The 23,428-nt window shown below is 64.3% G+C and carries 20 protein-coding genes; 7 read left to right on the top strand and 13 right to left on the bottom strand.

Features of this window, described 5'->3' with window-relative positions; translation table 11 throughout:
- The first annotated feature begins 5 nt into the window (after window positions 1–5).
- Window positions 6–590, top strand: a complete 585-nt coding sequence (locus AC07FD_RS23235) for a TetR/AcrR family transcriptional regulator (protein ID WP_478351728.1) — start codon at window positions 6–8, stop codon at window positions 588–590.
- Window positions 591–623: 33 nt separating this feature from the next.
- Here AC07FD_RS23235 and AC07FD_RS23230 read toward each other — a convergent pair whose 3' ends face one another.
- From AC07FD_RS23230 to AC07FD_RS23220, 3 genes are all read right to left on the bottom strand, one after another.
- On the bottom strand, window positions 624–1,562 hold the full coding sequence (locus tag AC07FD_RS23230) for a sigma-70 family RNA polymerase sigma factor (protein ID WP_478351727.1): 939 nt from the start codon (window positions 1,560–1,562) through the stop codon (window positions 624–626).
- Window positions 1,559–2,317 (bottom strand): SDR family oxidoreductase, encoded by a 759-nt coding sequence (locus AC07FD_RS23225; RefSeq protein WP_478351726.1) that lies wholly within the window; start codon window positions 2,315–2,317, stop codon window positions 1,559–1,561. The genes AC07FD_RS23230 and AC07FD_RS23225 overlap by 4 nt, the downstream gene beginning before the upstream one ends.
- Window positions 2,318–2,683: 366 nt before the next feature.
- Entirely contained in the window at window positions 2,684–2,959 is a 276-nt protein-coding gene (locus AC07FD_RS23220) for a hypothetical protein (RefSeq protein WP_478351725.1), read from the bottom strand.
- A gap of 210 nt (window positions 2,960–3,169) precedes the next feature.
- On the opposite strand from AC07FD_RS23220, the gene AC07FD_RS23215 reads away from it, so the two are divergent.
- On the top strand, window positions 3,170–5,191 hold the full coding sequence (locus AC07FD_RS23215) for an amidase (RefSeq protein WP_478351724.1): 2,022 nt from the start codon (window positions 3,170–3,172) through the stop codon (window positions 5,189–5,191).
- A 174-nt stretch (window positions 5,192–5,365) separates the two neighbouring features.
- On the opposite strand, the gene AC07FD_RS23210 is transcribed toward AC07FD_RS23215, so the two are convergent.
- From AC07FD_RS23210 to AC07FD_RS23200, 3 genes are all read right to left on the bottom strand, one after another.
- Window positions 5,366–6,799, bottom strand: coding sequence for an aldehyde dehydrogenase family protein (locus tag AC07FD_RS23210; protein WP_478351768.1), 1,434 nt, complete (start codon window positions 6,797–6,799; stop codon window positions 5,366–5,368).
- A gap of 87 nt (window positions 6,800–6,886) precedes the next feature.
- Window positions 6,887–7,531, bottom strand: coding sequence for a ThuA domain-containing protein (locus AC07FD_RS23205; RefSeq protein ID WP_478351723.1), 645 nt, complete (start codon window positions 7,529–7,531; stop codon window positions 6,887–6,889).
- Window positions 7,532–7,573: 42 nt separating this feature from the next.
- On the bottom strand, window positions 7,574–8,596 hold the full coding sequence (locus AC07FD_RS23200) for an LLM class flavin-dependent oxidoreductase (protein WP_478351722.1): 1,023 nt from the start codon (window positions 8,594–8,596) through the stop codon (window positions 7,574–7,576).
- Window positions 8,597–8,810: 214 nt separating this feature from the next.
- Here AC07FD_RS23200 and AC07FD_RS23195 point away from each other — a divergent pair, with 214 nt between their 5' ends.
- Window positions 8,811–10,016: an ROK family transcriptional regulator gene (locus tag AC07FD_RS23195; RefSeq protein ID WP_478351721.1), complete on the top strand. Its 1,206-nt coding sequence runs from the start codon at window positions 8,811–8,813 to the stop codon at window positions 10,014–10,016.
- A gap of 14 nt (window positions 10,017–10,030) precedes the next feature.
- Here the strand turns inward: AC07FD_RS23195 and AC07FD_RS23190 are convergent, their stop codons facing one another.
- The 7 genes from AC07FD_RS23190 to AC07FD_RS23160 form a co-directional block, all read right to left on the bottom strand.
- Complete coding sequence (locus tag AC07FD_RS23190) at window positions 10,031–12,046, bottom strand: beta-N-acetylhexosaminidase (protein ID WP_478351720.1); 2,016 nt, start codon at window positions 12,044–12,046, stop codon at window positions 10,031–10,033.
- Window positions 12,047–12,067: 21 nt separating this feature from the next.
- Window positions 12,068–12,544: a GNAT family N-acetyltransferase gene (locus AC07FD_RS23185; protein WP_478351719.1), complete on the bottom strand. Its 477-nt coding sequence runs from the start codon at window positions 12,542–12,544 to the stop codon at window positions 12,068–12,070.
- Window positions 12,545–12,565: 21 nt separating this feature from the next.
- Complete coding sequence (locus AC07FD_RS23180; RefSeq protein ID WP_478351718.1) at window positions 12,566–13,504, bottom strand: ABC transporter ATP-binding protein; 939 nt, start codon at window positions 13,502–13,504, stop codon at window positions 12,566–12,568.
- Window positions 13,501–14,316, bottom strand: a complete 816-nt coding sequence (locus tag AC07FD_RS23175) for an ABC transporter ATP-binding protein (protein ID WP_478351717.1) — start codon at window positions 14,314–14,316, stop codon at window positions 13,501–13,503. Before AC07FD_RS23175 ends, AC07FD_RS23180 begins: the two co-directional genes overlap by 4 nt.
- Entirely contained in the window at window positions 14,313–15,215 is a 903-nt protein-coding gene (locus AC07FD_RS23170) for an ABC transporter permease (RefSeq protein WP_477399350.1), read from the bottom strand. The genes AC07FD_RS23175 and AC07FD_RS23170 overlap by 4 nt, the downstream gene beginning before the upstream one ends.
- On the bottom strand, window positions 15,212–16,195 hold the full coding sequence (locus AC07FD_RS23165; protein WP_095091099.1) for an ABC transporter permease: 984 nt from the start codon (window positions 16,193–16,195) through the stop codon (window positions 15,212–15,214). Before AC07FD_RS23165 ends, AC07FD_RS23170 begins: the two co-directional genes overlap by 4 nt.
- A 191-nt stretch (window positions 16,196–16,386) precedes the next feature.
- Entirely contained in the window at window positions 16,387–18,111 is a 1,725-nt protein-coding gene (locus AC07FD_RS23160) for an ABC transporter substrate-binding protein (RefSeq protein WP_478351716.1), read from the bottom strand.
- A 404-nt stretch (window positions 18,112–18,515) separates the two neighbouring features.
- Here AC07FD_RS23160 and AC07FD_RS23155 point away from each other — a divergent pair, with 404 nt between their 5' ends.
- The 4 genes from AC07FD_RS23155 (at window position 18,516) to AC07FD_RS23140 (ending at window position 23,417) form a co-directional block, all read left to right on the top strand.
- Window positions 18,516–20,378, top strand: coding sequence for an ABC transporter ATP-binding protein (locus AC07FD_RS23155; protein WP_478351715.1), 1,863 nt, complete (start codon window positions 18,516–18,518; stop codon window positions 20,376–20,378).
- The gene (locus AC07FD_RS23150) at window positions 20,378–22,270 is read left to right on the top strand and encodes an ABC transporter ATP-binding protein (RefSeq protein WP_478351714.1); all 1,893 of its coding nucleotides are present in this window, start codon (window positions 20,378–20,380) and stop codon (window positions 22,268–22,270) included. Before AC07FD_RS23155 ends, AC07FD_RS23150 begins: the two co-directional genes overlap by 1 nt.
- A 110-nt stretch (window positions 22,271–22,380) precedes the next feature.
- The gene (locus tag AC07FD_RS23145; protein ID WP_478351713.1) at window positions 22,381–22,641 is read left to right on the top strand and encodes a hypothetical protein; all 261 of its coding nucleotides are present in this window, start codon (window positions 22,381–22,383) and stop codon (window positions 22,639–22,641) included.
- Window positions 22,642–22,736: 95 nt separating this feature from the next.
- Window positions 22,737–23,417 carry a helix-turn-helix domain-containing protein gene (locus AC07FD_RS23140; RefSeq protein WP_478351712.1) on the top strand — a complete coding sequence of 227 codons (681 nt, stop codon included), beginning with the start codon at window positions 22,737–22,739 and terminating at the stop codon, window positions 23,415–23,417.
- The last annotated feature ends 11 nt before the right edge of the window (window positions 23,418–23,428 follow it).

The following is a 23,428-nucleotide window of genomic DNA, read 5'->3' as shown; positions in this document are numbered from 1 at the left end:
CAGCCATGCGCTATGAAAAGGGCCGAAAGGACGCGTCACGGGGCCGGATCATGGAGGTTGCCGCCGACCGTTTTCGCAGCGACGGCATAGCCGCGTCCGGACTGGCAACCATCATGAGCGACGCCGGACTTACGAACGGCGCCTTCTACCCCCACTTTCAATCGAAGGCGGAGCTTGTCCGCGAAAGCGTCGCGGCAGCTATGGAGATTCAATCGCGGCAACTGGCCGAAGCACTGGCCTCCGGCGGCCCGGAAATGGGCATAGAGGCGTATCTGTCAGCCGAGCACCGGGACAATCCGGAAAAGGGCTGCGCGTCCGCCGCGCTGCTGCCGGAGCTCGCGCGTCAGCCACCTGAAACGCGCAAAGTCTATAGCAACCATTTGCTGGCTTTGGTGCGCCAGTTGGCTGAAGCACTTCCGCAGGCCAAGGACCCGGAAGGCGCCGCGCTGGGTGTCTTTGCGACGCTCATCGGCGCGCTGCAGCTGGCCCGCGCGGTGGAAGGAACCGAATTGTCGGATCGCATTCTCGCCGCGGGGAAAGATGCGGCGCGGACGCTGATCGAACGACATCAGGGCGAAGCGGCGTCCTGATGGCTTGAAAGGACACCCCCAAGGCCGCCCTCGTCAAGTCTCCGCATCGTTCAGTGCCGCGACCGACCGCGTCCCCACCAGCACCAGTTCCGCATCGTCGGCGACATAGCGGACATAGCGATAGTCGCGAATGAAGCTGATCCGCCCTTCCCGCCACTCCAGCCACATGAAGTAATCGGGCTTCGGGTAGGTGCGGTGGTTGAACACCGCGATCACTTCGCGGCCCTCGAGCCAGGCCGGCGTGACCCAAACGTCATCGCTCTTGGCGTAGATCGTGAAGAACATGCCGACATCCGCGGCGCCCGAGCGCGGCGGGTGCAGTGATTGGTGAAGCTTCACGTCGTCGGCAAGCAGCGCGCGCAAGCCGTCCCAGTCGCGCCGGTTGAACAGGGTGACATAACGGACTACGGCAGCGGACGCGATGCGCGCATCGGGAAGCGGGGCGGCATTGGCGTTGATCTCCCGAAGCCGGGCGCGCCCCCGCGCCAGATGCCCTTTCACGGCATCGACCGTGATATCCAGCAGGCTGGCGATCTCGGCCAGCGGCTCGTCGAGCACATCCTTCAGGATGATGACGCTGCGCTGGAGGATCGGCAGTTCCGCAAAGCGCGATACCGCCGTTTCGACGGCTTGCCTGCGCATCAGCATCTCCACCGGGTCGGCTTCGGCGTCATCCACAACTTCAAGGGCCGCCTCGATAGGCTCCGCCGCACGGACCGCCCGGCTGCGCAGCAGGTCCAGCGCGCGATTTTGGGCAATCCGGAACAGCCACGGTCGTAGTTGCGGCACCTCGCATTGTTCGTCCAAAGCAATGAAGGCTCGGGCAAAGGTGTCTTGCACGACGTCCTCGCCGTCGATGACCGATCCCATCAGGCGCGCGCAATAGCGGTGCAGCTCAGGCCGCAACGCAACGGCAAGGGCAAGCAGGCCTTCCTGGCGGTCGCGGTCCACCGCAGGCCCTCCATCGCTCAAGGCGTCGCGCCCTCCATGACCGTGACTCCGGCATCGCCGTTGAGGCCGAAGACGATACCTTCGGCATATTGCGGGTCTTCCAGCACGGAAACCACCCTGTCGCCAAACGCCCGGGGCGGCATCGGCGCACCGAAGCGGGTGACGAATTGTTCGGGCGTTATGCCAATGGAACCCGCATAGGCGTTGGCCGCCGCATCCCCGGTTCCGGTGCCGAGAATCATCTGCCGCGGCACGATCGCCTGGAAGCGGATACCGAGGTTCTTCTCCTGCGAGACGCCGTTGGCGTATTTTGCCATGAACCAAAGCATGCGTTTTGAGCCGCCATAACCGCCCGACATCTGCGATCCGGTAACGGCCGCGCCGCTCGACCCCACCAGGACGCGGCTGCCCGGTTTGAGCGGCAGGTTGAGCGCTGCCTGCAGCCAGTAGAGTCCCGCCTTGACGTCGGTTTCCCAGGCTATGGAGAAATCCTCCCAGCTCAACTGGTCCAACCGGCCCATCCGCGGCGTCGCACCGGCGTTCAGCGCCAGGATATCCGGGCGAACTTCGCCGAGGATGCGATGAGCCGCGGTCTCGTCGGTGACGTCGGCGGAGATGGTGGCGACCCCGAGCCGCGTACCGACCGCTTCCAGCGCCTCGGCACCGCGGGCGACGACCGTCACCCTGGCGCCATGTTCTACCAGCGCTTCGACCAATCCGAGACCAAGTCCTCGGCTTCCACCGGTGACCACGACAGTTTTATCCCTAAGGCTCATTAATCTGCTCCATCGTTTGACTGTAGCTAAGACGTTTGAGGATCGGGAAAAGAGTCAGCCCTGCCGCAAGGCTCGGACGCAACGACAGCAGGGCGCGACCTGCCGATGGCGACGGCCGGCCAAAAATCCAGTTCCACGTCCTGCCGATGATGATCGAAAGCGCAGGGCACGGTTCGACCGAGCGGCAGGGCATGATGTTCAACCCCTTGAGTGCTGCGGGCCGAAGTCGCGCCGCATCGTCAGACTGCGTTAGCGCGAAACATCTTCTCCAGTGAACTGGAGATTTTCCACCGCGGAGTCACGCCGCGACCGGGCGCTGATGGCCGGGATCATCGAACACATGAAGGAGAACGATCAGCGCCAGGTCTACTTTCCGCAATGATGATCGTTGATCTTGTTCAGCGCATTCGCGTCGGGCCCAACACGATTGTAGGAGCACGGTCCGGCCGCCGTGGTGACCAACTGCTGGTCATAATAACGCGGGCCGCCGAACAGGAAGTTGATGAGGTCGTCATCGGCAGGGACGTAGCGTTCGGATTGGGCCTGGTGGTGGTGATGCCGGTCGCCGGCGAACGCCGAACCGCAAAGGCCTGAGCCTATCGCGATAGCGAGAGCCAGGATCGCAAAGCATTTCGTGGTCATCGGCAACACCCTCCTGGCTATCCTGAATCACACCATACATCCAAAATAGCCAGCCGGACAAAAGTTCCCAAACAGCGCGGTTTCGCAAGCCAGGCCGGACGCCCTGCCACGGGAATACCAAATGCCGTCGAAGACCCATCGCGATTGGCTCTTGCCGACGCCGGCCGTCTCGCTCATCCATGGAATTGCAACGACAGCTTGGAACCAGCAATGACCGATACCAACCTCTATCTAGTCGAAGCGACGATCGAGCAATTGCGCCGCGCGCTCGATGACGGCGCTGTCACCAGCGTCGAACTGGTCGGGGCATATCTCAGGCGCATCGCGCGTTTCGACCGCCACGGCATTTCCCTCAACGCCGTCCCGGTGCTCAATCCTGACATGTTCGAGGAGGCCGCCGCCTCCGACCAGCGCCGCCGCAACGGTGCCGCGCTCGGACCGCTCGACGGCATCCCCTACACCGCCAAGGACAGCTACAAGGTCGCCGGTCTGACGGTGGCCGCCGGCTCGCCGGCCTTCGAGCATCTCGTTGCCAACGAGGATGCCTTCACCATCGCCCGGCTGCGCGCCGGCGGCGCCGTGCTGATCGGCCTCACCAACATGCCGCCGATGGCCAATGGCGGCATGCAGCGCGGCGTCTATGGCCGCGCGGAAAGCCCATACAATGCCGACTTCCTGACCGCCGCCTTCGCGTCGGGCTCGTCCAACGGCTCCGGTACGGCGACATCAGCCAGCTTCTGCGCCTTCGGGCTGGGCGAGGAAACCTGGTCGTCCGGGCGGGCGCCGGCCACCAACAACGCGCTGGTGGCCTACACGCCGTCGCGCGGCGTCATTTCGGTGCGCGGCAACTGGCCGCTGGTGCCGACCATGGATGTCGTGGTGCCGCATACGCGCAGCCTGCCCGACATGCTCGAACTGCTCGAAATCATCGTTGCCGACGATCCCGAGACGCGAGGGGATTTCTGGCGCGCGCAGCCTTGGGTCAAGCTGCCGAAGAGCTCCGATGTGCGGCCGCAACGCTATACCGACCTGGCGCTTGCGGGGTCGCTGAAAGGCATGCGGCTCGGCGTGCCCAAAATGTATATCGGCCGCGACAGCGGGGCGGATCGGCCGATCGAGACCCGCGCCTCGGTGCTTGCCCTGTGGGAACAGGCGGCGGCGGATCTCACGCGGCTAGGCGCCGAGGTAATCGAGGTCGATTTTCCCGTCGTCTCCAACTACGAGCGCGACCGCCCCGGCGCGCGCACCATGGTCGAGCGCGGCCTGGTGCCATCGGACTTCGCCAACCGCGAAATCTGGGAGCTCTGCATCTGGGGCTGGGACGATTTTCTGCGCGCCAATGCCGACCCCGCGCTTCCCGATCTCATCTCGGTCGATGGCACGAAAATCGTCCCGCAGCCGCCCGGCACCCTATCAGACCGCTATGAGGGCGGCTTCGACCTTTCGGAATACGTCGAGCGAGCGCAATCCGGCGCCACGCCTATCGCGGAGATTCCGACGCTTGAGGACGGCCTGAAGGGGCTGGAAGCGACGAGGCGGATCGATTTCGAGGACTGGCTGGACTTACACGGCATCGACGCCGTGGTGCTGCCTGCCGCCGCCGACGTCGGGCCGGCCGATGCCGACATCGACGAGGCATCCGCCGCGCTTGCCTGGCGCAATGGCACCTGGGTCGCCAACGGCAATCTGGTCTGGCGCCATTTCGGCATTCCGACCGTCACCGTGCCGATGGGAACGATGGCCGACATCGGCATGCCGGTCGGCCTCACTTTTGCTGGCAAGGCCTATGATGACGAAAAGCTGCTGCGCATGGCCGGCGATTTCGAGCGCTCCACTCAGCGCCGCACCCGTCCGCCGCGCACGCCCGAATTGGCCGACGATGTCTTTCCAAGCCGTCCCGGCCAAGCCCCGAAGAGCAAGGCCCCTGCGCTCGCCATCACGGTTGCCGCCGAGACGCGGGCTTCGGGTGATCAGGACGAGATCGTCATCACACTCGACCTGCCTGGCGACGCAACCGAGACGGCCAACGTCCAGCTGCACGTCAACGGAGAGGCCGTCGCGCTGCATCGAAGCGGCGCGCGCTTCAGCGGGAGTGCGCTTGTCCCCGCTGCCGAGCATCACCGCTTCCACAGCGTCTGGCGCGGCTCGTATGGCTCGATCGTGACAGCGGTGGTGCGGCTGGAGGATGGCCGCACCGCCGGCGCCTACGCGGTCACGGGTGGCATCGGGTGAATACGACCTTGCGGATCACGCGACGTCCACAGACTGTTTCGAAACTCGCTCCCTGCGAGTCATATGGTGGTGTTTTCGAGAACCGGAGCGAAGGGTACTTTTGAGTACGTGAGCACCGGAAGCGCAGAAAGCGCCGCCAGATGACTCGCGGGAGTGGAGTTTCCAGACGGTCTCTCAATCCGTCCTGATCCAGACGCCCTTGGTGTTGAGATATTCGTCGAGATGCTCGGCGCCGCCTTCGCGTCCGTAGCCGCTCATCTTGTAGCCGCCAAAGGGCACTGCGGGGTCGATCGCGTGATAGGTGTTGACCCAGACGGAGCCGGCGCGCAGGCGGTTTGCCAGCTGGTGCGCCTTGCCGACGTCGCGGGTGAACACGCCGGCACCCAGCCCATAGGGCGTGTCGTTGCCGCGCCGCACCACCTCGTCCAGCGTGTCGAAGGGCAGCGCCGAGATGACCGGGCCGAAGATCTCTTCGCGGGCAATGCGCATGTCATCGGTAACGCCTGAGAACACACTGGGCGCCATGAAGTTGCCCGCACCGAGCCCGCCTTGCGTGATGCGGTTGCCGCCGGTGACCAGCCGGGCACCTTGCCTGGTGCCGTCCTCGATGTAGCCGGTGACGCGTTCGAGCTGCTTGGGCGAAATCAGCGGCCCGATCTCGGTTTCAGGGTCGGCGCCGTCGCCGATCCTGAGTTTTGCCGCAAAGGCCGAGACCCGCTCGACAAATTCCTCGTAGATCGGCCGTTCGACGAACAGCCGCGACCCGGCGATGCAGATCTGGCCGGAATTGGCGAACACAGACATTGCCGCTATCGGCACGGCGCGCTCGAGATCGGCGTCGGCGCAGACGATGACCGGCGACTTGCCGCCGAGTTCCAGCGAAACGCGCTTCATGTTGCCGGCCGAGGCGCGCAGGATGCTCTGGCCGGTCACTGTGGAGCCGGTGAAGACGATCTTGTCGACGTCCATATGGGCGGCGAGCGGCGCGCCGGCTTCCGCGCCGGTGCCGGTGACGACGTTGACGACGCCGGGAGGCGCGCCGGCCTCCATCATCAGCGCGCCGATCAACAGCGGCGTCAGCGGCGCTTCCTCGGAAGGCTTCAGCACGATGGTGCAGCCGGCCGCCAGCGCTGGGCCGATCTTCCAGATCGACGCGGCTGTCGGCGCGTTCCAGGGAATGATCGCGCCGACCACGCCAACAGGTTCCTTGCGCGTGTAGGAGACGATCTCGCCCGGCAGCGAATTGCCGATCGTGTGGCCATGGATCGACGTCGCCATGCCGGCGTAGAAGCGCAGCATGCCGAGCACGCGGTTCTTGTTGGCGAGCGTGCGCACGATGGGCATGCCCATGTCCGTCGTGTCGGAAAGCGCGATCTCCTCCCAATGCCGCTCCATTAGGTCGGCAATCCTGAGCAGCAGCAGCTGGCGCTCATAGGGCTTGAACCGGCTCCATGGTCCGTCGAAGGCGCGCCGCGCCGCCGCCACCGCGAGGTCGATATCGCTTGAATCGGAGAGCGGCACGGTGCCGATCACGGCGCCGGTGGCGGGATTGCGCGTCTCGAAAGTCCGACCGCCGAGCGCGTCGCACCAGAGGCCATCGATCAGCATCTTGCGGTGCCGGCCATCGATCGGCGTGTGCAGGGGCAGGTCTTTAACCGATACCGTCAAGGTCCCGTCCTCCCTTCCGCATCCAACCTAGCGGGCGGCCCAGACAAGGCCGCGCTCGACAATCAAGGCCATTTCCGGGACCGCGAACTCGCCGGCATTGTGTCCCAGCGCGCTGTAGAAGACCTTTCCAGCCCCATAGCGACGCTTCCAGACCACCGGCATCACGACGCCGCCTATTCCCGGAAAATGCGCGTCGGTGAAGGTGGTCGTGGCGAGCACCTCGTTGCCCGGATCGACATGCATGTAATACTGCTCCGATCGGTAGGCGAAATCACTGACGCCGCTTGTGATCGGATCATCCGGCCTGGTGACGGCGACCGTATAGTCGATGATGTCGCCGGGATGCGCGACCCACTGGCCGCCGGTCATGAACTGATAATCGGTTTCGCTGCGGAAGCTGTCGCACATCGTGCCGTGAAAGCCGCCAAGGCCACTGCCCTGGCGAACCGCGAGAACCAGATTCTGAAGTTCGGCCTTTTCGATCGTCGACATCGTGATCACGGGCACGATGAGATCGAATGCGCTGAGCTTCGGATCGGCGAACATCGCCGTGCCCTCGCCGAGCGTGACGTCGAAACCGTTGCGTTCAAGCAGACCGCGCACGACCTTCGCACTCTGCTCCGGCGTATGTCCGGGCCAGCCGCCCCAAGCGATCAAGGCTTTCTTCGGCATGTTGTCCCTCCTTGCGGCTATTCCGCCTCGATCGATCCGAGCTCAGCGCCAGCCCAGCGCCGGAGCGACGTTGGTCAGGATCGCCTCGATGACATGGGCATTGTAGTCGACGCCGAGCTGGTTGGGCACGGTGAGCAGTAGTGTGTCGGCCTCGGCGATCGCCTCGTCCTGTGCCAATTCCTTGATGAGCACATCCGGTTCGGCGGCGTAGCTGCGCCCGAAGATCGCCTTGGTGTTCTCCTCGATGAAGCCTATCTGGTCGCTGCTCTGGTTGCCGCGCCCGAAATAGGCGCGGTCGCGATCGTCGACCAGCGCGAAGATGCTGCGGCTGACCGACACGCGCGGCACGCGCTGATGGCCGGCCGCCTTCCAGGCCTCGCGGTAGACCCGGATCTGCTCGGCCTGCTGGATGTGGAACGGCTTGCCACTCTCGTCGAATTTGAGCGTCGAACTCTGCAGGTTCATGCCCAGTTTCGCCGCCCATTCCGAAGTGGCGTTGGTGGCCGCGCCCCACCAGATCCGCTCCCGCAAGCCCTCCGAATGCGGCTCGAGCCGCAGCAGGCCGGGCGGATTAGGGAACATCGGCCGTGGATTGGGCTGGGCGAACCCCTCGCCCCGCAGCGTATCGAGGAACACCTCGGCGTGATGCCGCGCCATGTCGGCGTCGCTCTGTCCCTCCGGCGGGGGGTAGCCGAAATAGCGCCAGCCGTCGATCACCTGCTCCGGCGAGCCGCGGCTGATGCCAAGCTGCAGGCGGCCGCCGGCGATGATGTCGGCAGCACCGGCGTCCTCGGCCATGTAGAGCGGATTTTCGTAGCGCATGTCGATGACCGCGGTACCGATCTCGATCCGGCTGGTCTTCGCGCCGACGGCTGCCAGCAGCGGGAACGGCGACGCAAGCTGACGAGCGAAATGATGGACGCGGAAATAGGCGCCGTCGGCGCCCAGTTGCTCGGCGGCGACGGCGAGGTCGATGGACTGCAGCAGCGCGTCCGATGCCGACCGCGTCTGTGATTGCGATGAGGGCGTCCAGTGCCCGAATGACAGGAAACCGATTTTTTTCATGCCTTGCGATATATGGAAGTGGCGGATGGAATGCAAAGCCGTTGCTCGCCGATCTCGGCGTCGGCCGGCTCCGCTGATGGCATCAAATAATGCTGATCCGCGCGTGGCACGATGGCGCTGCCATTGCGAAATCCGCTAGAAGTGGTAGCTACCATTGCGTATAATTAAATCAACTTGATTTGTTTTCTGCGGAAGGTTCGTTGGTAACGCGCACATGCCCCCTAGAAAAGCCATCGCTGGCACCAATCTCGAACAGGCCAAGTCACACAATCGCCGCGTGGTGATCGAAGCGATCAGGACCAACGGTGCCTTGTCGCGGGCGGCAATCGCGCGCCTGACGGCACTGAGCACGCAGACCATCTCCAATATCGTCGAGGAACTCGAGCAGGAACAGCTGCTTCGCGCGCAAGCCACGCTGAAGGGCGCACGCGGCCAGCCGGCGGTCCCCTACTCGATCAATCCCGACGGCGGCTATTCGATCGGTCTGCAGCTCGACCACCAGCTGGCGGTCGGCGTCATCACCGATTTGTCAGGCACGGTTCGCGCCCGCATCGAGCGCCCGGTCGACCGGCCGACACCGGCACAGGCGATGCCTTTGCTGGCCGCGACAGCCGGCGACCTGATGCGCAAGTTTCGTTTCGACCGCAGCCGCCTGCTTGGCATCGGCATGGCGATGCCGGGTCCGTTCGACGTCGAGGGCATGACGTCGGTCGGGCCGACAGCGCTGCCCGGCTGGCAGGATTTCCCCGTCGCCGAAGAGCTGCAGCGGCTGACCGGCATTCCGGTAACGGTCGAGAACGATGCCACCGCCGCCGCCATCGGCGAGCGGCTGTATGGCGTTGCCCGCAACCTCGGCAGCTTCGTCTATCTGTTCATCGGTACCGGCCTTGGCGCCGGCCTGTTCCTGGACGGCCATCTCTACAAGGGCAGCCGCCACAATGCCGGCGAGATCGGCCACATGATCGTCAAGCCCGGTGGCCTCGAATGCGGCTGCGGCAAGCGCGGCTGTCTCGAACGCTATGTCTCGTTGCGCGCCGCCTATGAGTGCCTGGAAATCCCCGATCCCGATCATGCCTCGCCGGAATTGCTCCAGGCATTGCTGGCCAATGGCGACAGTCTGGAAGCGTGGGTCGCCCAGGCAATCGATCCGCTGCGCCAGGCAATCAACATGCTAGAACTCGCGCTCGATCCCGAAACCGTGGTCCTCGGCGGTTTCATGCCGGTCGGCGTCATCGAGCTCCTGGCCAGTCGGCTCGACCCGTTGTACCTCTCGGTCAGCTCGACCAGGGCCCGCACCGTGCCGCGTGTCCTTGTCGGCGCCGCCGGCAAGGACACTTCGGTTCTTGGTGCTGCCGCGCTGCCGATCTTCTCCGAGACCAACCCGCAGTTCGACGTCCTGCAAAAGCCGCACGCCGGCTAGGCGAACGGGAGTTCCTAGGTCGCCCCGTAGAGCACCGGCATCAGCCCGGCGAGCGCCTTGAACCGTTCCCAGGACTTTTTCTCCGGCTGCGTCCAGCCCGTTTCCGCCAGCGCCGAGATGCGGGGAAACACCAGCCGGTCGAAGACGGCGCGGTCGGTCATCGGCTCCGACCAGATACAGGCCTGCACGCCGAGCAGTTTCGTCTTCTGCGCGTCCGTCCAACCCTCGACGGGATCGAAGCCATACAGCTTTTCCGGATCGGACCAGCCGGCCCAGGCCGCACCCGGTTCCGACCAGGCCGGACTGTTGGCCATGTCGAGGTAATAGACCTGGCCGGGGCACACCACCATCGCGTAGCCCTCGCCGGCAAGTGCGGCCGAGGCTTCGACCGTTCGCCAGCCGCAGAGGTAGCTTTTCTGCATGTCGATGACATTGCCGTGAGCCGCCTCTTGCCAGCCGCCGGTGATGCAGCCGCGAGACGCAAGGAACGATTGTATGCGCTTGAGAAACTCGGCCTGCAGCACCGCCGCGCCCGAGCCGTCGATCTCATCGGCGCCGTGCGTGTTGGTGACCACGTTGAGACGCTTGGCATGCGCGGCCGCCAGCCCCTCGCCGCCAACCTCGGTGAGCCGCGCCAGCGCCCGCGGCGAACCGGACCAGGCGCCCAGCGGCACCTCGTCGGCGCCGACATGGATGGTCTTGAACGGAAACAGCTCGATCAGTTCGTCCAGGATTTTCTCCAGCACAACGTAGGTCTCCGGCCGCGCCGGATTGATGCAATTGTTGGGAAACCCCTGCACGGAGAAATACTCGCCGCTCTCGCCGGGATCGCGCAGCTCCGGGATCGCCTGCAGCATCGCATAACAATGCCCCGGTACGTCGATCTCTGGCACGACCTCGATGCCGAGTTGGCCGGCAAGGTCGACGACCTCGCGCACGGCACCCTTGGTGTAATAGCCACCGCTCGGCTCGGGGCCCGAGCCCAGCAGGGGCGGCACCGGCAACCCATGGCCGCGCCACGCGCCGACTTTCGTCAGCTCCGGATAGGCTGATATCTCGACCCGCCACGCCTCGTCGTCGGATAGATGCCAGTGGAACCGGTTGAGCTTGTTCCAGGCAAGGATGCGCAGGAAAGTCTTGATCTCGGCCGTTGCGTAGAACTGCCGGGCGACGTCGAGATGCGTGGCGCGCCAGCCCAGCGCCGGCTCATCGCGGATTTCGCCTTCGGCCGGGAACAGAAACGTCTCGGGGTGCGATCGCGCCCCGCGCAGGACCTGGCCGAGCGTGACCAGCCCGTAGAACAATCCGGTTCTCGTTCCCGCCGAAACCGCGACCCCATCAGCTGAAAAGCGGATCGCATAGGCTTCCGGGCCAAATCCGTCCGCGATGCCGAGATCGACCGGCAAGCCGCCTTCGGCCTCGTTGCGCACGATGCCTTCGACGGCGAACAGGCTGTCGACAAGGTCACCGAACGCGCCGGCGGCATCGGCGGCTGCCGTTCCCTTCGGCCGAAGTGCCAGACCTTGCGGAACAGCGCGGCGGCCGGAGACCGAAACGGTGCGTGGCCACGGTATGATCGAAACCGGCACGGGCGCCTGCGCGGGCACCGGATAGATTTCGGCGCCGCGCTTCAACACCGCATTGTCGCCGATCGCCTTGGTCGGACCCAACGCAACTGGGGCCACGGTGCCATCGGCAAGCACGAGGTAGGCAGCGGTGGCGCCGTCGGTCCAGTGCCGCAGCGGATAGCTCAGCCCATGCGCGGTGACGGTCCATGTCTCACGCGGCTGCAGTACAAAACCGTCTGGCGGCACGAATTCGGAATGGTTGGACAGCCGTTCCGAAAGCCTGCCGCCTTCGACGGTAACGGCCGGATCGATGCGGGCCGGGCCGCTGACGCACAGCCGAAAACCTTCGATGGCCTTCGACGACAAATTGGTGAGCGTCAGCGAATAGGCGAGCTTGTCGGTGGCGGTGGCCGGTGCCCAGGTCGTTTCCAGACGGAATGCGGATTTGGATTGAAGCGTCATGACAAGCTTTCGAACGAGAGATCAGGGATGGGTGTTGAGCAAGCCGGCATAGACCCCGGGTTCGGAGTCCGGGATCTGCGTCGCGCCGACGGTGCGCTCGTAGAATTCGGACGGACCGACATCGCCGATGATAGCGTAGCCATAGCCCATGACCCACATGTCGAGCAGCGTCGCCAGCAGCAGCGCGTGGCCGATGCCGGCGCCGCGCGCGGCCTCGCCGACGCCGGTCGGGCCGAAGAACCCACGCGCGATCGAATCATAGACGGCAAAGCCGACCAGCTCGCCGTCGCGCGTCGCCAGGAAGCACGAGGCCGGCTGGCGCGAAAATGCCACCGTCGTCTCGCTCGACCAGCCGGCGTTGAAGGTTTGCCGCACCCAGCCAGTCACCAGTTCGAGTTCTGGCGCCAACGCCCGGCGAATGGTGACGGCGGCACGGCGGACACGCGCGTCGAGTTCGGGATCGGGGGTAAGCAGCGAAAGATTGACGAGATAATCCATGGAGACCCTATGGCGTTGATTTCAGGACACCGCGCCAAGCGCGCGCACGAAATGGTTGGGGCCGACCTTATTGACCTCAGTCGAGGATGGCCGGCTCAAGCGGCGCACCTCCTCGGCGTGACCGAGAAAGCGTGCGCTGTCACCAGCCACGAACGGCCGGTCGGGGTCCGGCACCGCCGAAAGCAGCAATCGCGTGTAGGGATGGCGGGCATCGCCGATCACCGAGAGTGTATCACCCCACTCGACCATCTGGCCGGCGAACATCACGATCACCTCTTCGGCGACATGGGCGGCGGTGGCGATGTCATGTGTGATGTAGAGTAGCGCCAGTTGCCGCTCCTGCTTTATGCGCGCCAGGAGTTCGAGGATGCCGAGGCGGATCGAGACATCGAGCATCGAGGTCGGCTCGTCGGCGACCAGCACGTCGGGCTGCACGGCGAGCGCTCGCGCGATGTTGACGCGCTGGCGCTGGCCTCCCGACAGTTCATGCGGAAACTTGTGCGCGGTCAACGCCGGCTCCAGCCCGACCCAGTTGAGGAGATCGGCGACGCCCTTCACCTGCTCCGCTTTGCTCCTGGCGTGGCCGTGCAGCGCCAGCGGTCGCGCCAGATGATGCTGTACCGAAAACACCGGGTTGAGCGAGGCGAACGGATCCTGGAACACCATCTGCACGGCGCGGCGGTAGGCCTTTTCCTCGGCGGCCGTGCCGGTCCGCGTGATGTTGCGGCCGCGATAGAGCATCTCCCCGCCGGTCGGGGTATCCATGCGCGCGATGATGCGGGCGCAGGTGGTCTTGCCGCAGCCGGATTCTCCAACCAGCGCCAGCGCATGGCCGCCCTTCAGCGACAGCGAGACACCGCGCAACGCCTGCACCAGGCCGAAGCTGCGCTCGATGCCGTCCAGCCTGACGATCGGCGCGGCCGCGATGGCTGCTGGGGGAACAGTCATCACGGCGTTCATGCGATCGCGTCCTTCACGGGGGGATGGCCGGGCAGTTGCGGGATCGCGCCCCAGAGTTTTCTCGTGTAGTCGTGCGCCGGCGCGCGGCTGACCTGCCTGACGTCGCCGACCTCGACCAGTTCGCCCTTCAGCATGACCCCGATACGGTGGCAGAGCTGCGCCATGAGGTGTAGATCGTGGGTGATGAACAGCACCGAGAAACCATAGCCGCGTTGCAGGTCGATGACCTGTTCGAGGATCTCGCGCTGCACGACCACGTCGAGCGCGGTCGTCGGTTCGTCCATGATGATCAGTTCCGGCTTCAGCGCCAGGCAGATGGCGATGACGATGCGCTGGCGCATGCCGCCTGAGAACTGGTGCGGATAGTCGGTCAGCCGGTCGGCCGGAATGCCGACCAGCTTGAACATCTCTTCGGCGCGCGCCCGCGATCTTTCGCGCGACGAGCCGGTATGCCGGTGCAGCACGTCGTGGAACTGCGCCTCGACCCGCATCAGCGGATTGAGCGAATTCATCGCGCTCTGGAACACCATGCCGATCCGTCGCCAGCGCACCTCCTGCAGCCGGCTTTCCGGCAGCTTCAAAAGATCCTGGCCGTCGAGCAGGATCTCGCCGCCCGCCACCCAGGCCGGCGCCTTGGCCAGCCGTGTGATGGCGTAGGCGATCGTGCTCTTGCCGCAGCCGGATTCGCCGGCGAGCCCGAACAATTCGCCGCGGCCAATGTCGAAGGACACGTTCTTGACGGCACGGAAGGCGCCCTTGTCCAAGAGGTAATCGACGCTGAGGTCGCGGATTTGCAGCAGCGCCTCGTTCACCGTGCCGCCTCCAGTTCGCGCTTGCGCAGACGGCTGAGGCGCAGCCAACGGCTGAGCGCCGGACCGGAGCGCAGCTGCGGATTGGCGATCTCGTCGAAGGTGAAGTTCAACAGCGCCAGGCCGAGGCCGACCAGCGCGATGCCGGCGGCCGGCGCGCTGATGTCCCACCAGGCACCGACGATGATGGCGGAGGAATTCTGCGCATTGTAGAGCATCGTCCCCCAGGTGACGTTGAGCGGGTCGCCGAAGCCGAGATATTCGAGCGTCGTCTGCGCGACGATGGCGTAGATGATCGAGCCGACGATGTTGATGCCGATCAGCGGCACCAGATTGGGCAGGATCTCGACGAAGATGATGCGCCAGGACGGCTCGCCGACCATGCGCGCCGCGGTCACAAACTCGCGGTTGCGAAGCGCCATCGTCTGCGACCGCGTCATGCGCGCGCCCCACGGCCACGAGGTCAGAGCGATGATCATCATGATGGCGACCGGACCGACCGTGCCGGCGAAGGAAGCAAGCAGGATCAAGAGCGGAATGTTGGGGATGACCAGCACCGCATTGGTGATCAGGTCCAGCGTCGCATCGGTGCGGCCGCCGAAATAACCGGCGACCAGCCCGATGATGGTGCCAAGTGCGGTGATGAACAGGCCGGTGGCAAAGCCGACCGCTAACGACGGGCGCGCGCCCCAGACGAATTGCGCATAGACGTCGCGGCCCATCTTGGTGGTGCCGAAATAATGCTCGACGGTCGGCGGCTGGTGCGAGCGGCCGACACGCTCGCCCGGATCGGTCGGCGCCAGGATGGGTGCGAAGAGCGCCATCAGGCAGAGCGCGGCGACGATGATCAGGCCGGCGACGGCCTTCTTCTGCCGCCACAGAAGTTGCCAACCGAAATTCATGCCCGTTCCTCCCGGATGCGCGGATCGACGACACCGTAGAGGATGTCGACCAGCAGATTGGCGCCGAGTGTCGCCATCGTCATCAGCAGCAGCTGGCCCTGGATGACCGGATAGTCGCGCGCCACGCTTGCAGTGAACAGCGTCAGCCCCAGGCCAGGATAGTTGAAGACGATTTCGGTGACGATCGAGCCGCCGAACACCGCGCCCAGCATCAGCGCCAGATTGGTCAGCACCGGCAGCATGGCATTTCGCGCCGCATAGGAAAACATCACCGCGGTCTCGCCGAGCCCCTTGGCGCGGCCCATGGTGACATAATCCTCGCCGAGCACCGAGATCATCGAGGAGCGCATCGTCGTCTGGAATTCACCGATCAGATAGGGCGACAGCGTCAGCACCGGCATCACCGCGTGCCAGAATACGCTGCCGAAAAAAGTGAAGTTCAGGCCCGGATCGAGGTCGGGATTGTAGGCATAGCCGACCGGGAACCAGCGCAGCGTCACGCCAAAGGTGAACAGGGTCGCCAGGCCGATGATGACGGGTGGGATTGCGATCAGCACGACAGAAAACGGCGAGACGAACGCATCGAAGCGTCCGCCTCGCCGCCAGGCTGCCACTGCGCCGAGGGAGACTCCAACGCAGAGGGAAAAGATGATCGCCGTGGTGACCAGGAAGGCGGTCCAGCCGGCCGAACGGGCAAGCACCTGGGTGACGGTCTGCGGATAATATTTGACCGACACGCCGAGATCGAACCGGGCGAGGCCGGTGATGTAGTCGACGAACTGTCCCAGGATCGGCTGTTCGACGGCGCCGAAGCGGGCCTTGATCGCCTCAATCGCCGCCGGTGTCGCGCGCGGCCCGAGCTGCGCGATCATGCCGTCGACCGGGCTTCCCGGCATCAGCCGGGGAACGGTGAAATTCATCACGATGGCAAACAGGAAGGCGACGAAATAGACCCCAAGCCGTCGAAGAGGAATCCGCATCGGCTATTCCTTGTGCTCGATTGCCTTCTCCGTTTGGCGGAGAAGCTGTCGCTGGAAGCGACGGACGAAGAAGCGGCTGCAGGCATCTTACCATGTCCGGCATCCGGCCTCGCGGCGACCGCCGCCGAAGCCAGGATTTTGCGACACGGACCCCTCTCCCCTCATCAGGGGAGAAGGGCGTTACTTCAGACTTATTGTACCGGCTTCAGGCGCAGCAGATGCATCAACCGCATGCGGTTGTTGTCGTGGTCCTCCGGGTTCATCACCGGTTCGTCGTTGGTCACCCAGCCGGTGAAGCGCTTGGTCGAATACTGGTACCAGGTCGGCCCGTTGAACACCGGCACGACCGGGAAATTGTCGGCGATGATCACCTGCACCTGGTCGAACAGCTTCTTGCGGTCTTCGTCGGTGGTCGCCTTGCGGTAGGCGTCGAACACCTTGTCCAGCTCCGGATCGGAGTAGCGCGACGGCGCACTGGTGATGCGCCCGGCAAAGGCCGTCGACAGCGACTGGTAGTAGCCGCGGAACGGCGTCGGACCGTCGGCGCGGGAGTTCATGACCGCATCGAACGAGCCGTCGAGAATCTGCTTTTGCCACTGCTCGTATTCTGGTGTCGCGACCGAGGCGTTGATGCCGGCCTTGCGCAGGCCTTCGGTGGCGATCTGCACGGCATCGATCCAGTCGGTCCAGCCATTGGGAACGATGATCGAGAAGGCGATCGGCTGGCCCTTCGGCGTGGTGCGCATGCCGTCGGCGCCCTTCTTGTAGCCTGCGTCGTCAAGCACCTTGTTGGCCTTGTCGACGTCGTAGGTCATCCACACATCCTTGTCGCCTTCGGCCGCCTTGTTGCGCCAGGCGTCGAAGCGCGGCGGCAGGCCGCTGGCGTGCAGGTTGACCACCGGATAGTCAAAGCCGGCAATGTCCACCATCGCCGTGCGGTCCATGACCAGGCTGAAAGCGTGACGGAAATTGATGTCGTTGAAGGCCTCGGCCAGCGCCGGATTGGCGGTCTTGAAGTTCACCTGGAAGGCGATGGTTTCCGCCGGCGGCTGCCAGTAGCCATTGTGGTCCTTGTCGAGCGCGACATAGGTCTTGTCGATCTCGGGCAGGAACGAGCCGATCCAGTCCATCGAGCCTTCCGGCAGCAGTGCTAGCATCTGGTCGTTGCCGGAGATCTGCGGCAGCTTCAGGCAGTCGACATGCAGCGAGGCGGCGTCCCAGTAATTCGGGTTGCGGCATTGCTCATAGACCTGCGGCGTGAAACGGCGGATCTCGGTCATCGGGCCGGAGCCGATCGGCTTCTCGTTCTTGAAGGCGAGCGGATCGGCCACATCCTTCCAGATGTGCTCGGGCACGACAGGGAAATCGGCCATAGATTCCGGGAAATGCGTGTCGACATCCTTCAGAGTGATCTTCACTTCGGTCGGCGAAGGCGCTTCGACCGAGGCGACGCTGCCGCCGACGCCGACAATGTCGACCGCCGGGTTCTTCAGCATCAGCTCGAGCGTGAATTTCATGTCGGCCGAGGTCAGCGGTTGACCGTCGGACCATTTGACGCCGTCGCGCAGCGTGTAGGTGATCGATTTCAGATCGTCGGAGAATTTGTAGCCCGTCGCCAGCCGGAAGATCGGCTTGCCGCTGTCATAGTCGTTGAAGATGACCAGCGGCTCGTAGACGAAATCCATCGTGCTCTGGCGGCGCCCGCCAAGGTCGAAGGGGTTGAAATTCTGCACCCAGCTCGTCTGCTCCTCGATGTGCATGGCGAGCACCGATTCGGCGGACGCCGGTCGCGCGCCGAAGGAGAAAGTCGTGGCGATGGTCGCGGCGACGAAAGCCGTGCCGATCAGCAGCCGCCGGCGTGAAACAGCCGTCGACGGGTCTTGCAGAGAATGCGGGTCTGGCAGCCTGGCAGTCATACTTCATCTCCCATTGTTGATCGGCATTTCCGCCTCTTCGGGCGAGTAACGTAAATCAATTTGATTTAATCCTAGGAGGTAAAGGGGGCCAGCGTCAACGGCTCTGTTCGGCCGTCCCCATGAACCATGGTCCCGCCCTGCTCAACGACCTGCAGCGCCACAAGGACACGACCTATCTGTTCATCAGCCACGACCTCAGGGTCGTGCGCGCCTGCTGGCGGCAGGGTTCGTGAACGGATTGCCGGCATTCCAAACACGCGCGACAGCATGTTCCCTTCAGGCACAGTGCGATGCCGGCATTGGCCCTTGAACGGCCAAGCCGGACCCGCGTAACATCACGCCATCTGAACTGAGTCTGCTCTATTCGTCCGGGCTAATGCCCGGATTGGGTTGGATATTTTCCTTTGAATACGCTAGCAATTGGCAGCGCGCCGGAGCGCGGCAAATCGTTTGCCCATGTGGCCGAAGCCTCCTGGGGCAAAGGCCTCAGCACCTTGCTCCGGATTGTGCGCATGACGCTGCGCCATCCCTGGCAAGTCGCGATCACCCTCGTTTCGACCTTCATCGCCGCGACGCTGCAGCTCTTCATTCCACGCTTGCTGGGACGCGCCATCGACCAAGCGCAGGGCGTCATGACTGCCGGGGCCGGTGCGGCGGCTGAGCACGCGCTGTGGAACACTGCTTTGACGCTGCTCGTCGTCAGCATCCTGCGCGGTCTCTGCACCATGGCGCAGAACTATTACGGCGAGGTCGTCGGCCATCGAACCGGCTATGAGCTGCGCCTGGCTTTCTACGAGAAGATCCAGCGCCTGAGCTTCTCCTACCACGACCGGGTCCACACCGGCGATCTGATCACGCTCGGCCTGCTCGATCTCGACGGCGTGCGCATGTTCTTTTCCACCGGCATCCTGCGCGTCGTCCTGCTCGGCGTGTTGATCGGCGTCGGCGCCTACCTGCTGATCAGCACCGATCTGGTGCTCGGGCTGTTGAGCCTGAGCTTCGTGCCGTTCGTCGCCTGGCGCTCCTCGGTCACCCAGCTGGCGTTGCGCAGCACCTGGCTGACCTTGCAGCAGCGCCTGTCGGTGCTGAGCCGGGTGATGGATGAGAATCTCGGCGGCATCCGCGTCGTGCGAGCCTTCGCTGCACAACGGCATGAGCTGGGAAAATTCGACCGCGCCAAGCAGGATGCACTCGACCTTGCCAACAAGCGCGTCGACATCCGCGTCGGCAACACCGGCGCCATGAACTTCTCGTTCCTGGCCGCCATGGGCCTGGTGCTCTGGTTCGGCGGCCAGAAGGTGATTGCAGGTCAAATCAGCGTCGGCACGCTGGCCCAGTTCCTCACCTTCATGACCATCCTGCAGATGCCGGTGCGCCAGCTCGGCCTGATGGTCAATTCCTTCGCGCGCGCCTCGACCTGCGGCACCCGGCTGTTTGAACTGCTCGACGCCGAACTGGACATCAAGGACGCGCCGGGCGCCACGGATCTCGTCGTCACCGACGGCGTGCTGCGCTTTGACAATGTCGGCTTCCGCTATCCGGGCGCGGGCGACCGGCCGACGTTGTCCGGCATTTCCTTCGAGGCGAGGTCCGGCGAGACCATCGGCATCGTCGGACCGCCCGGCAGCGGCAAGTCGACCATCGCGCATCTGATCCCACGCTTTTACGACGTCACCTCGGGCAGCATTACGATCGATGGCCAGGACATCAGCAAGGTCACGCTGCAATCGCTGCGCAAGGCCGTCGGCGTCGTGCAGCAGGACGCGTTCCTGTTCACCACCTCGATCGAGAACAACATCGCCTATGGCAATCCCTGGGCACGCGAGACCCGCATCGGGCAGGCAGCCGAGTTCGCCCAGTTGCACAACTACATCATCGGACTTCCCGCCGGCTACACCACGGTCGTCGGCGAACGCGGCGCCTCGCTTTCCGGCGGCCAGCGGCAGCGCCTGACCATCGCGCGCAGCCTGATGCTGCGGCCATCGGTGCTGGTCTTCGACGATTCCACCGCAGCCATCGACGCCGGCACCGAGCAGCGCATCCGAGCGGCGATGAAGCGCTTCGCCAGGGATCGCGTGACGCTGATCATTTCGCATCGGCTGAGTTCGCTGATGCATGCCGACCAGATCCTGTTCGTCGAGAACGGCCGCATCGTCGAGCGCGGCACGCATGAGCAGCTGCTGGCGCTCGGCGGGCGCTATCGCGCGCTCTACGACCTGCAGCTGCGGCCTGACGATGATCGGCCCGCTTCTATGGGACTCGCATGATGTCGAGACAGAGCGACGACGAGAAGGAAGACACCAGCGGGCGGCCGACCAAGGCTGTCGTCGGCTCGCACCGCGACGAGGAAGAGGTTTTCGGCAAGGCCTACGATCCGCGCATCGTGCGGCGTATCTGGAGCTTCGTGAAACCGTATCAGGGCCGGATTTTCATCTCGGTCGCCGCGGTGCTGGTGTTCACGCTGACGCAACTGGCGATCCCGCTGGTCATCCGCTACGCCATCGACCACGGCATGGCGACAGGCAGGCTCGACCAGTCGGTGATGATCTCTGCAATCGGCGCCTTCACGCTGATCATCCTCATCAACTATGCCGCCAGCCATGTGCAGGAAAGCGTCGTCGGCAAGGTCGCCGAGAACGTGCTGTCGGACCTGCGCCGCGCCATGTTCAGCCACCTGCAGCGCGTCTCGCTGAGCTTCATGGACAAGACCGAGGTCGGCCGCCTGATGTCGCGCCTGCAAGGCGACGTCAATTCGATGCAGGAATTCCTCGAGACGTCGGTGATGTCGGTGGGCGACATCGTGCTTTTGTTCGGCATCGTCAGCGTCCTTTTGTGGCTGGATTTCCGGCTCGGCCTGCTGACGCTGTCGACCATGCCGGTGCTGTTCATCGTGCGCCTGTTCTGGCTGCCGCGTGCCAAGGTCGCCTTCATGGCCGCGCACGAGACCAATTCGATCGCCAACGGCGCGCTGGCCGAGGGCATCCATGGCGTGCGCACGGTGCAGAGCCTCGAACGCCAGCACGTCAATTTCGACCTCTACGACGAGAAGGTGCTGGCCAATCTCAATGCCCACCTGAGGTCGGCGAAATATGCGCAGGTGATGGTGCCGATCGTCGACACGCTGACCGGCATGGCCATGGCGACCGTCATCGTCGTCGGCGGTTCGATGGTGCTGTCGCACAGCCTCGACGTCGGCGTCATGGTGGCGTTCCTGTTCTACATCCAGCGCTTCTTCGACCCGATCCGCTCGCTCACCATGCAGTACAGCGTCATGCAGCGCGCCATGGCTTCGGGCCAGCGTATCTCGGAAGTGCTCGACGTGCCGGTGGATGTCAGCGACAAGGATGGTGCCGTTGCGCTGTCGCGCGACATGGACGGCTCGGTCGAGTTCAGGAACGTCACCTTCGGCTACCGGCAGAACCTGCCGGTGCTGAAGAACATCTCCTTCCGCGTCAATCCGGGCGAGACCGTCGCATTGGTCGGCCCGACCGGGTCGGGCAAGTCGAGCTCGATGGCGCTGGTGCACCGCTTCTACGATGTCTGGTCCGGCCAGGTCCTGGTCGGCGGCCACGACGTGCGCGACCTGACCCAGGATTCGCTCGGCGATCAGGTGGCCATGGTACTGCAGGAGCCGTTCCTGTTCTCCGGCTCGGTGCTGGAGAACATTTGCTATCACAAGACCGGCGCCAGCCGCGAAGAGGTGGTCCGCGCCGCGCAGACCGTCGGCGCGCACGACTTCGTCGAGAACTTGCCCGATGGCTACGACACAGAGCTCGAGCAGCGCGGCGGCAATCTCTCACTTGGCCAGCGCCAGTTGATCAGCTTTGCGCGGGCGCTGGTGGCCGACGCCAAGATCCTGGTCCTCGACGAGGCCACGGCCAGCATCGATTCCTACACCGAGATGCTGATCCAGAAAGCGCTGATAACACTGCTGGAAGGCCGCACCGGGCTGGTCATCGCCCACAGGCTGGCCACCATTCGCGGCGCCGACCGCATCATCGTCCTGCAGAACGGCGAGATCGTCGAAAGCGGCAACCACGAACAGTTGATGGCACGAAAAGGCCTCTACGCCCGCCTCTACAACATGAACTACGCCTCGTTCGACGACATTTCGGAAGGCGAGCTGGAACTGGACGCGGCGGTCGGCAAGGCGACGTAACCAGGTTTGTCGACGATGACAGCCGATTTTTTTGGCTTCCGGCCTTAACTTTCGCGGCGTGGTTTTTACATCTTAGGGGGCTGGAGACGATCGAGCTTGAGGAGGCTCCCGTGCAGCAACCAGAAGACATCGCCGCCCGCAGATTGGGCATTCTCATCGAGCAATATGTGGAAGCGCGCAAAAAGCGCTACGACTATGTGTCGACCGAGCAGGCCTATCTGGCCATCCGGCAGATCCTCAAACCAGCCATTTCCGATCGCGAACTGGACGACATGGTCGCCTCGCTTGCCGTCAAGAACGGGCTGGCCGTCGTTTTCGATCGCCAAACCAAAGCGCCTTTCGACGACATTCCTCCACCGGCTAGGAAATAGTTAGCCTGGCCCATCTGTGATTTTCAGGTGGCCAAGCGAATCCGCTTGCCACGAAGCCTCACTTAATAGCATGTTAAGTGAACCCTGAGATCGCCATGAAAACCGCTGCGGATCACGCACTCAACGACAACGCCGCAACCGGCGCGGAAGCCCGCCGCTCCACGGTGTTGGGCGATCGCATCAAGGCCTATCGCACCGCGCGACGCCTGACGCTGCGCCAGCTCGGCGACTTGATCGGCACCACCGCCAGTTTCCTGAGCCAACTCGAGCGCGGTCTTTCGGGAGCCAACACCAGCACGCTGATGCTGATCGCCAATGCACTCGGCATCGGCCTCGCCGATCTTTTCGACGAAAGCGAAGTCTCGCCGCACGCGGTGCTGACACGCGCCGAACGACCCGCGCTGCCGACCAGCGAAGGCTATCGCAAGACGCTGCTGTCGCGCCGGCCAATCCGCGAGATGGAAGTCTATTGCGGCGAATTCGCCGTTGGCGGCTCGACCGGCGACCTGCCCTACACACATGGCAACGCGCACGAAATGTTTCTCGTGCTGCGCGGCCGGCTGCAGCTGACGCTGGGCGACGAGAGCTTCATCCTCGAAGAGGGCGACAGCATCGAATATTCGACCTCGACGCCGCACAGGACCATCAATGTCGGCGACACGGTGGCCGAAGTGCTGTGGATCATCGCGCCGTCGACAAGCGGCGCCATCGACCTCGACCAATATGCAGCCCGGAAAACACTCGCACCCGGACTGCCAAAATCAAACAGCGAGTAATCGGAGGGTTA

It is taken from the genome of Mesorhizobium waitakense, from assembly GCF_056431085.1.
This window is presented reverse-complemented; position numbering and strand designations above follow the sequence as displayed.

Coding starts and splice junctions, on each gene's coding strand:
- AC07FD_RS23180 (WP_478351718.1), bottom strand. CDS start 13,504: ATGAACGCCGTGATGACTGTTCCCCCAGCAGCCATCGCGGCCGCGCCG.
- AC07FD_RS23160 (WP_478351716.1), bottom strand. CDS start 18,111: ATGACTGCCAGGCTGCCAGACCCGCATTCTCTGCAAGACCCGTCGACG.
- AC07FD_RS23210 (WP_478351768.1), bottom strand. CDS start 6,799: ATGCTGATCGATGGCCTCTGGTGCGACGCGCTCGGCGGTCGGACTTTC.
- AC07FD_RS23185 (WP_478351719.1), bottom strand. CDS start 12,544: ATGGATTATCTCGTCAATCTTTCGCTGCTTACCCCCGATCCCGAACTC.
- AC07FD_RS23150 (WP_478351714.1), top strand. CDS start 20,378: ATGTCGAGACAGAGCGACGACGAGAAGGAAGACACCAGCGGGCGGCCG.
- AC07FD_RS23235 (WP_478351728.1), top strand. CDS start 6: ATGCGCTATGAAAAGGGCCGAAAGGACGCGTCACGGGGCCGGATCATG.
- AC07FD_RS23225 (WP_478351726.1), bottom strand. CDS start 2,317: ATGAGCCTTAGGGATAAAACTGTCGTGGTCACCGGTGGAAGCCGAGGA.
- AC07FD_RS23195 (WP_478351721.1), top strand. CDS start 8,811: ATGCCCCCTAGAAAAGCCATCGCTGGCACCAATCTCGAACAGGCCAAG.
- AC07FD_RS23215 (WP_478351724.1), top strand. CDS start 3,170: ATGACCGATACCAACCTCTATCTAGTCGAAGCGACGATCGAGCAATTG.
- AC07FD_RS23200 (WP_478351722.1), bottom strand. CDS start 8,596: ATGAAAAAAATCGGTTTCCTGTCATTCGGGCACTGGACGCCCTCATCG.
- AC07FD_RS23165 (WP_095091099.1), bottom strand. CDS start 16,195: ATGCGGATTCCTCTTCGACGGCTTGGGGTCTATTTCGTCGCCTTCCTG.
- AC07FD_RS23205 (WP_478351723.1), bottom strand. CDS start 7,531: ATGCCGAAGAAAGCCTTGATCGCTTGGGGCGGCTGGCCCGGACATACG.
- AC07FD_RS23220 (WP_478351725.1), bottom strand. CDS start 2,959: ATGACCACGAAATGCTTTGCGATCCTGGCTCTCGCTATCGCGATAGGC.
- AC07FD_RS23170 (WP_477399350.1), bottom strand. CDS start 15,215: ATGAATTTCGGTTGGCAACTTCTGTGGCGGCAGAAGAAGGCCGTCGCC.
- AC07FD_RS23140 (WP_478351712.1), top strand. CDS start 22,737: ATGAAAACCGCTGCGGATCACGCACTCAACGACAACGCCGCAACCGGC.
- AC07FD_RS23190 (WP_478351720.1), bottom strand. CDS start 12,046: ATGACGCTTCAATCCAAATCCGCATTCCGTCTGGAAACGACCTGGGCA.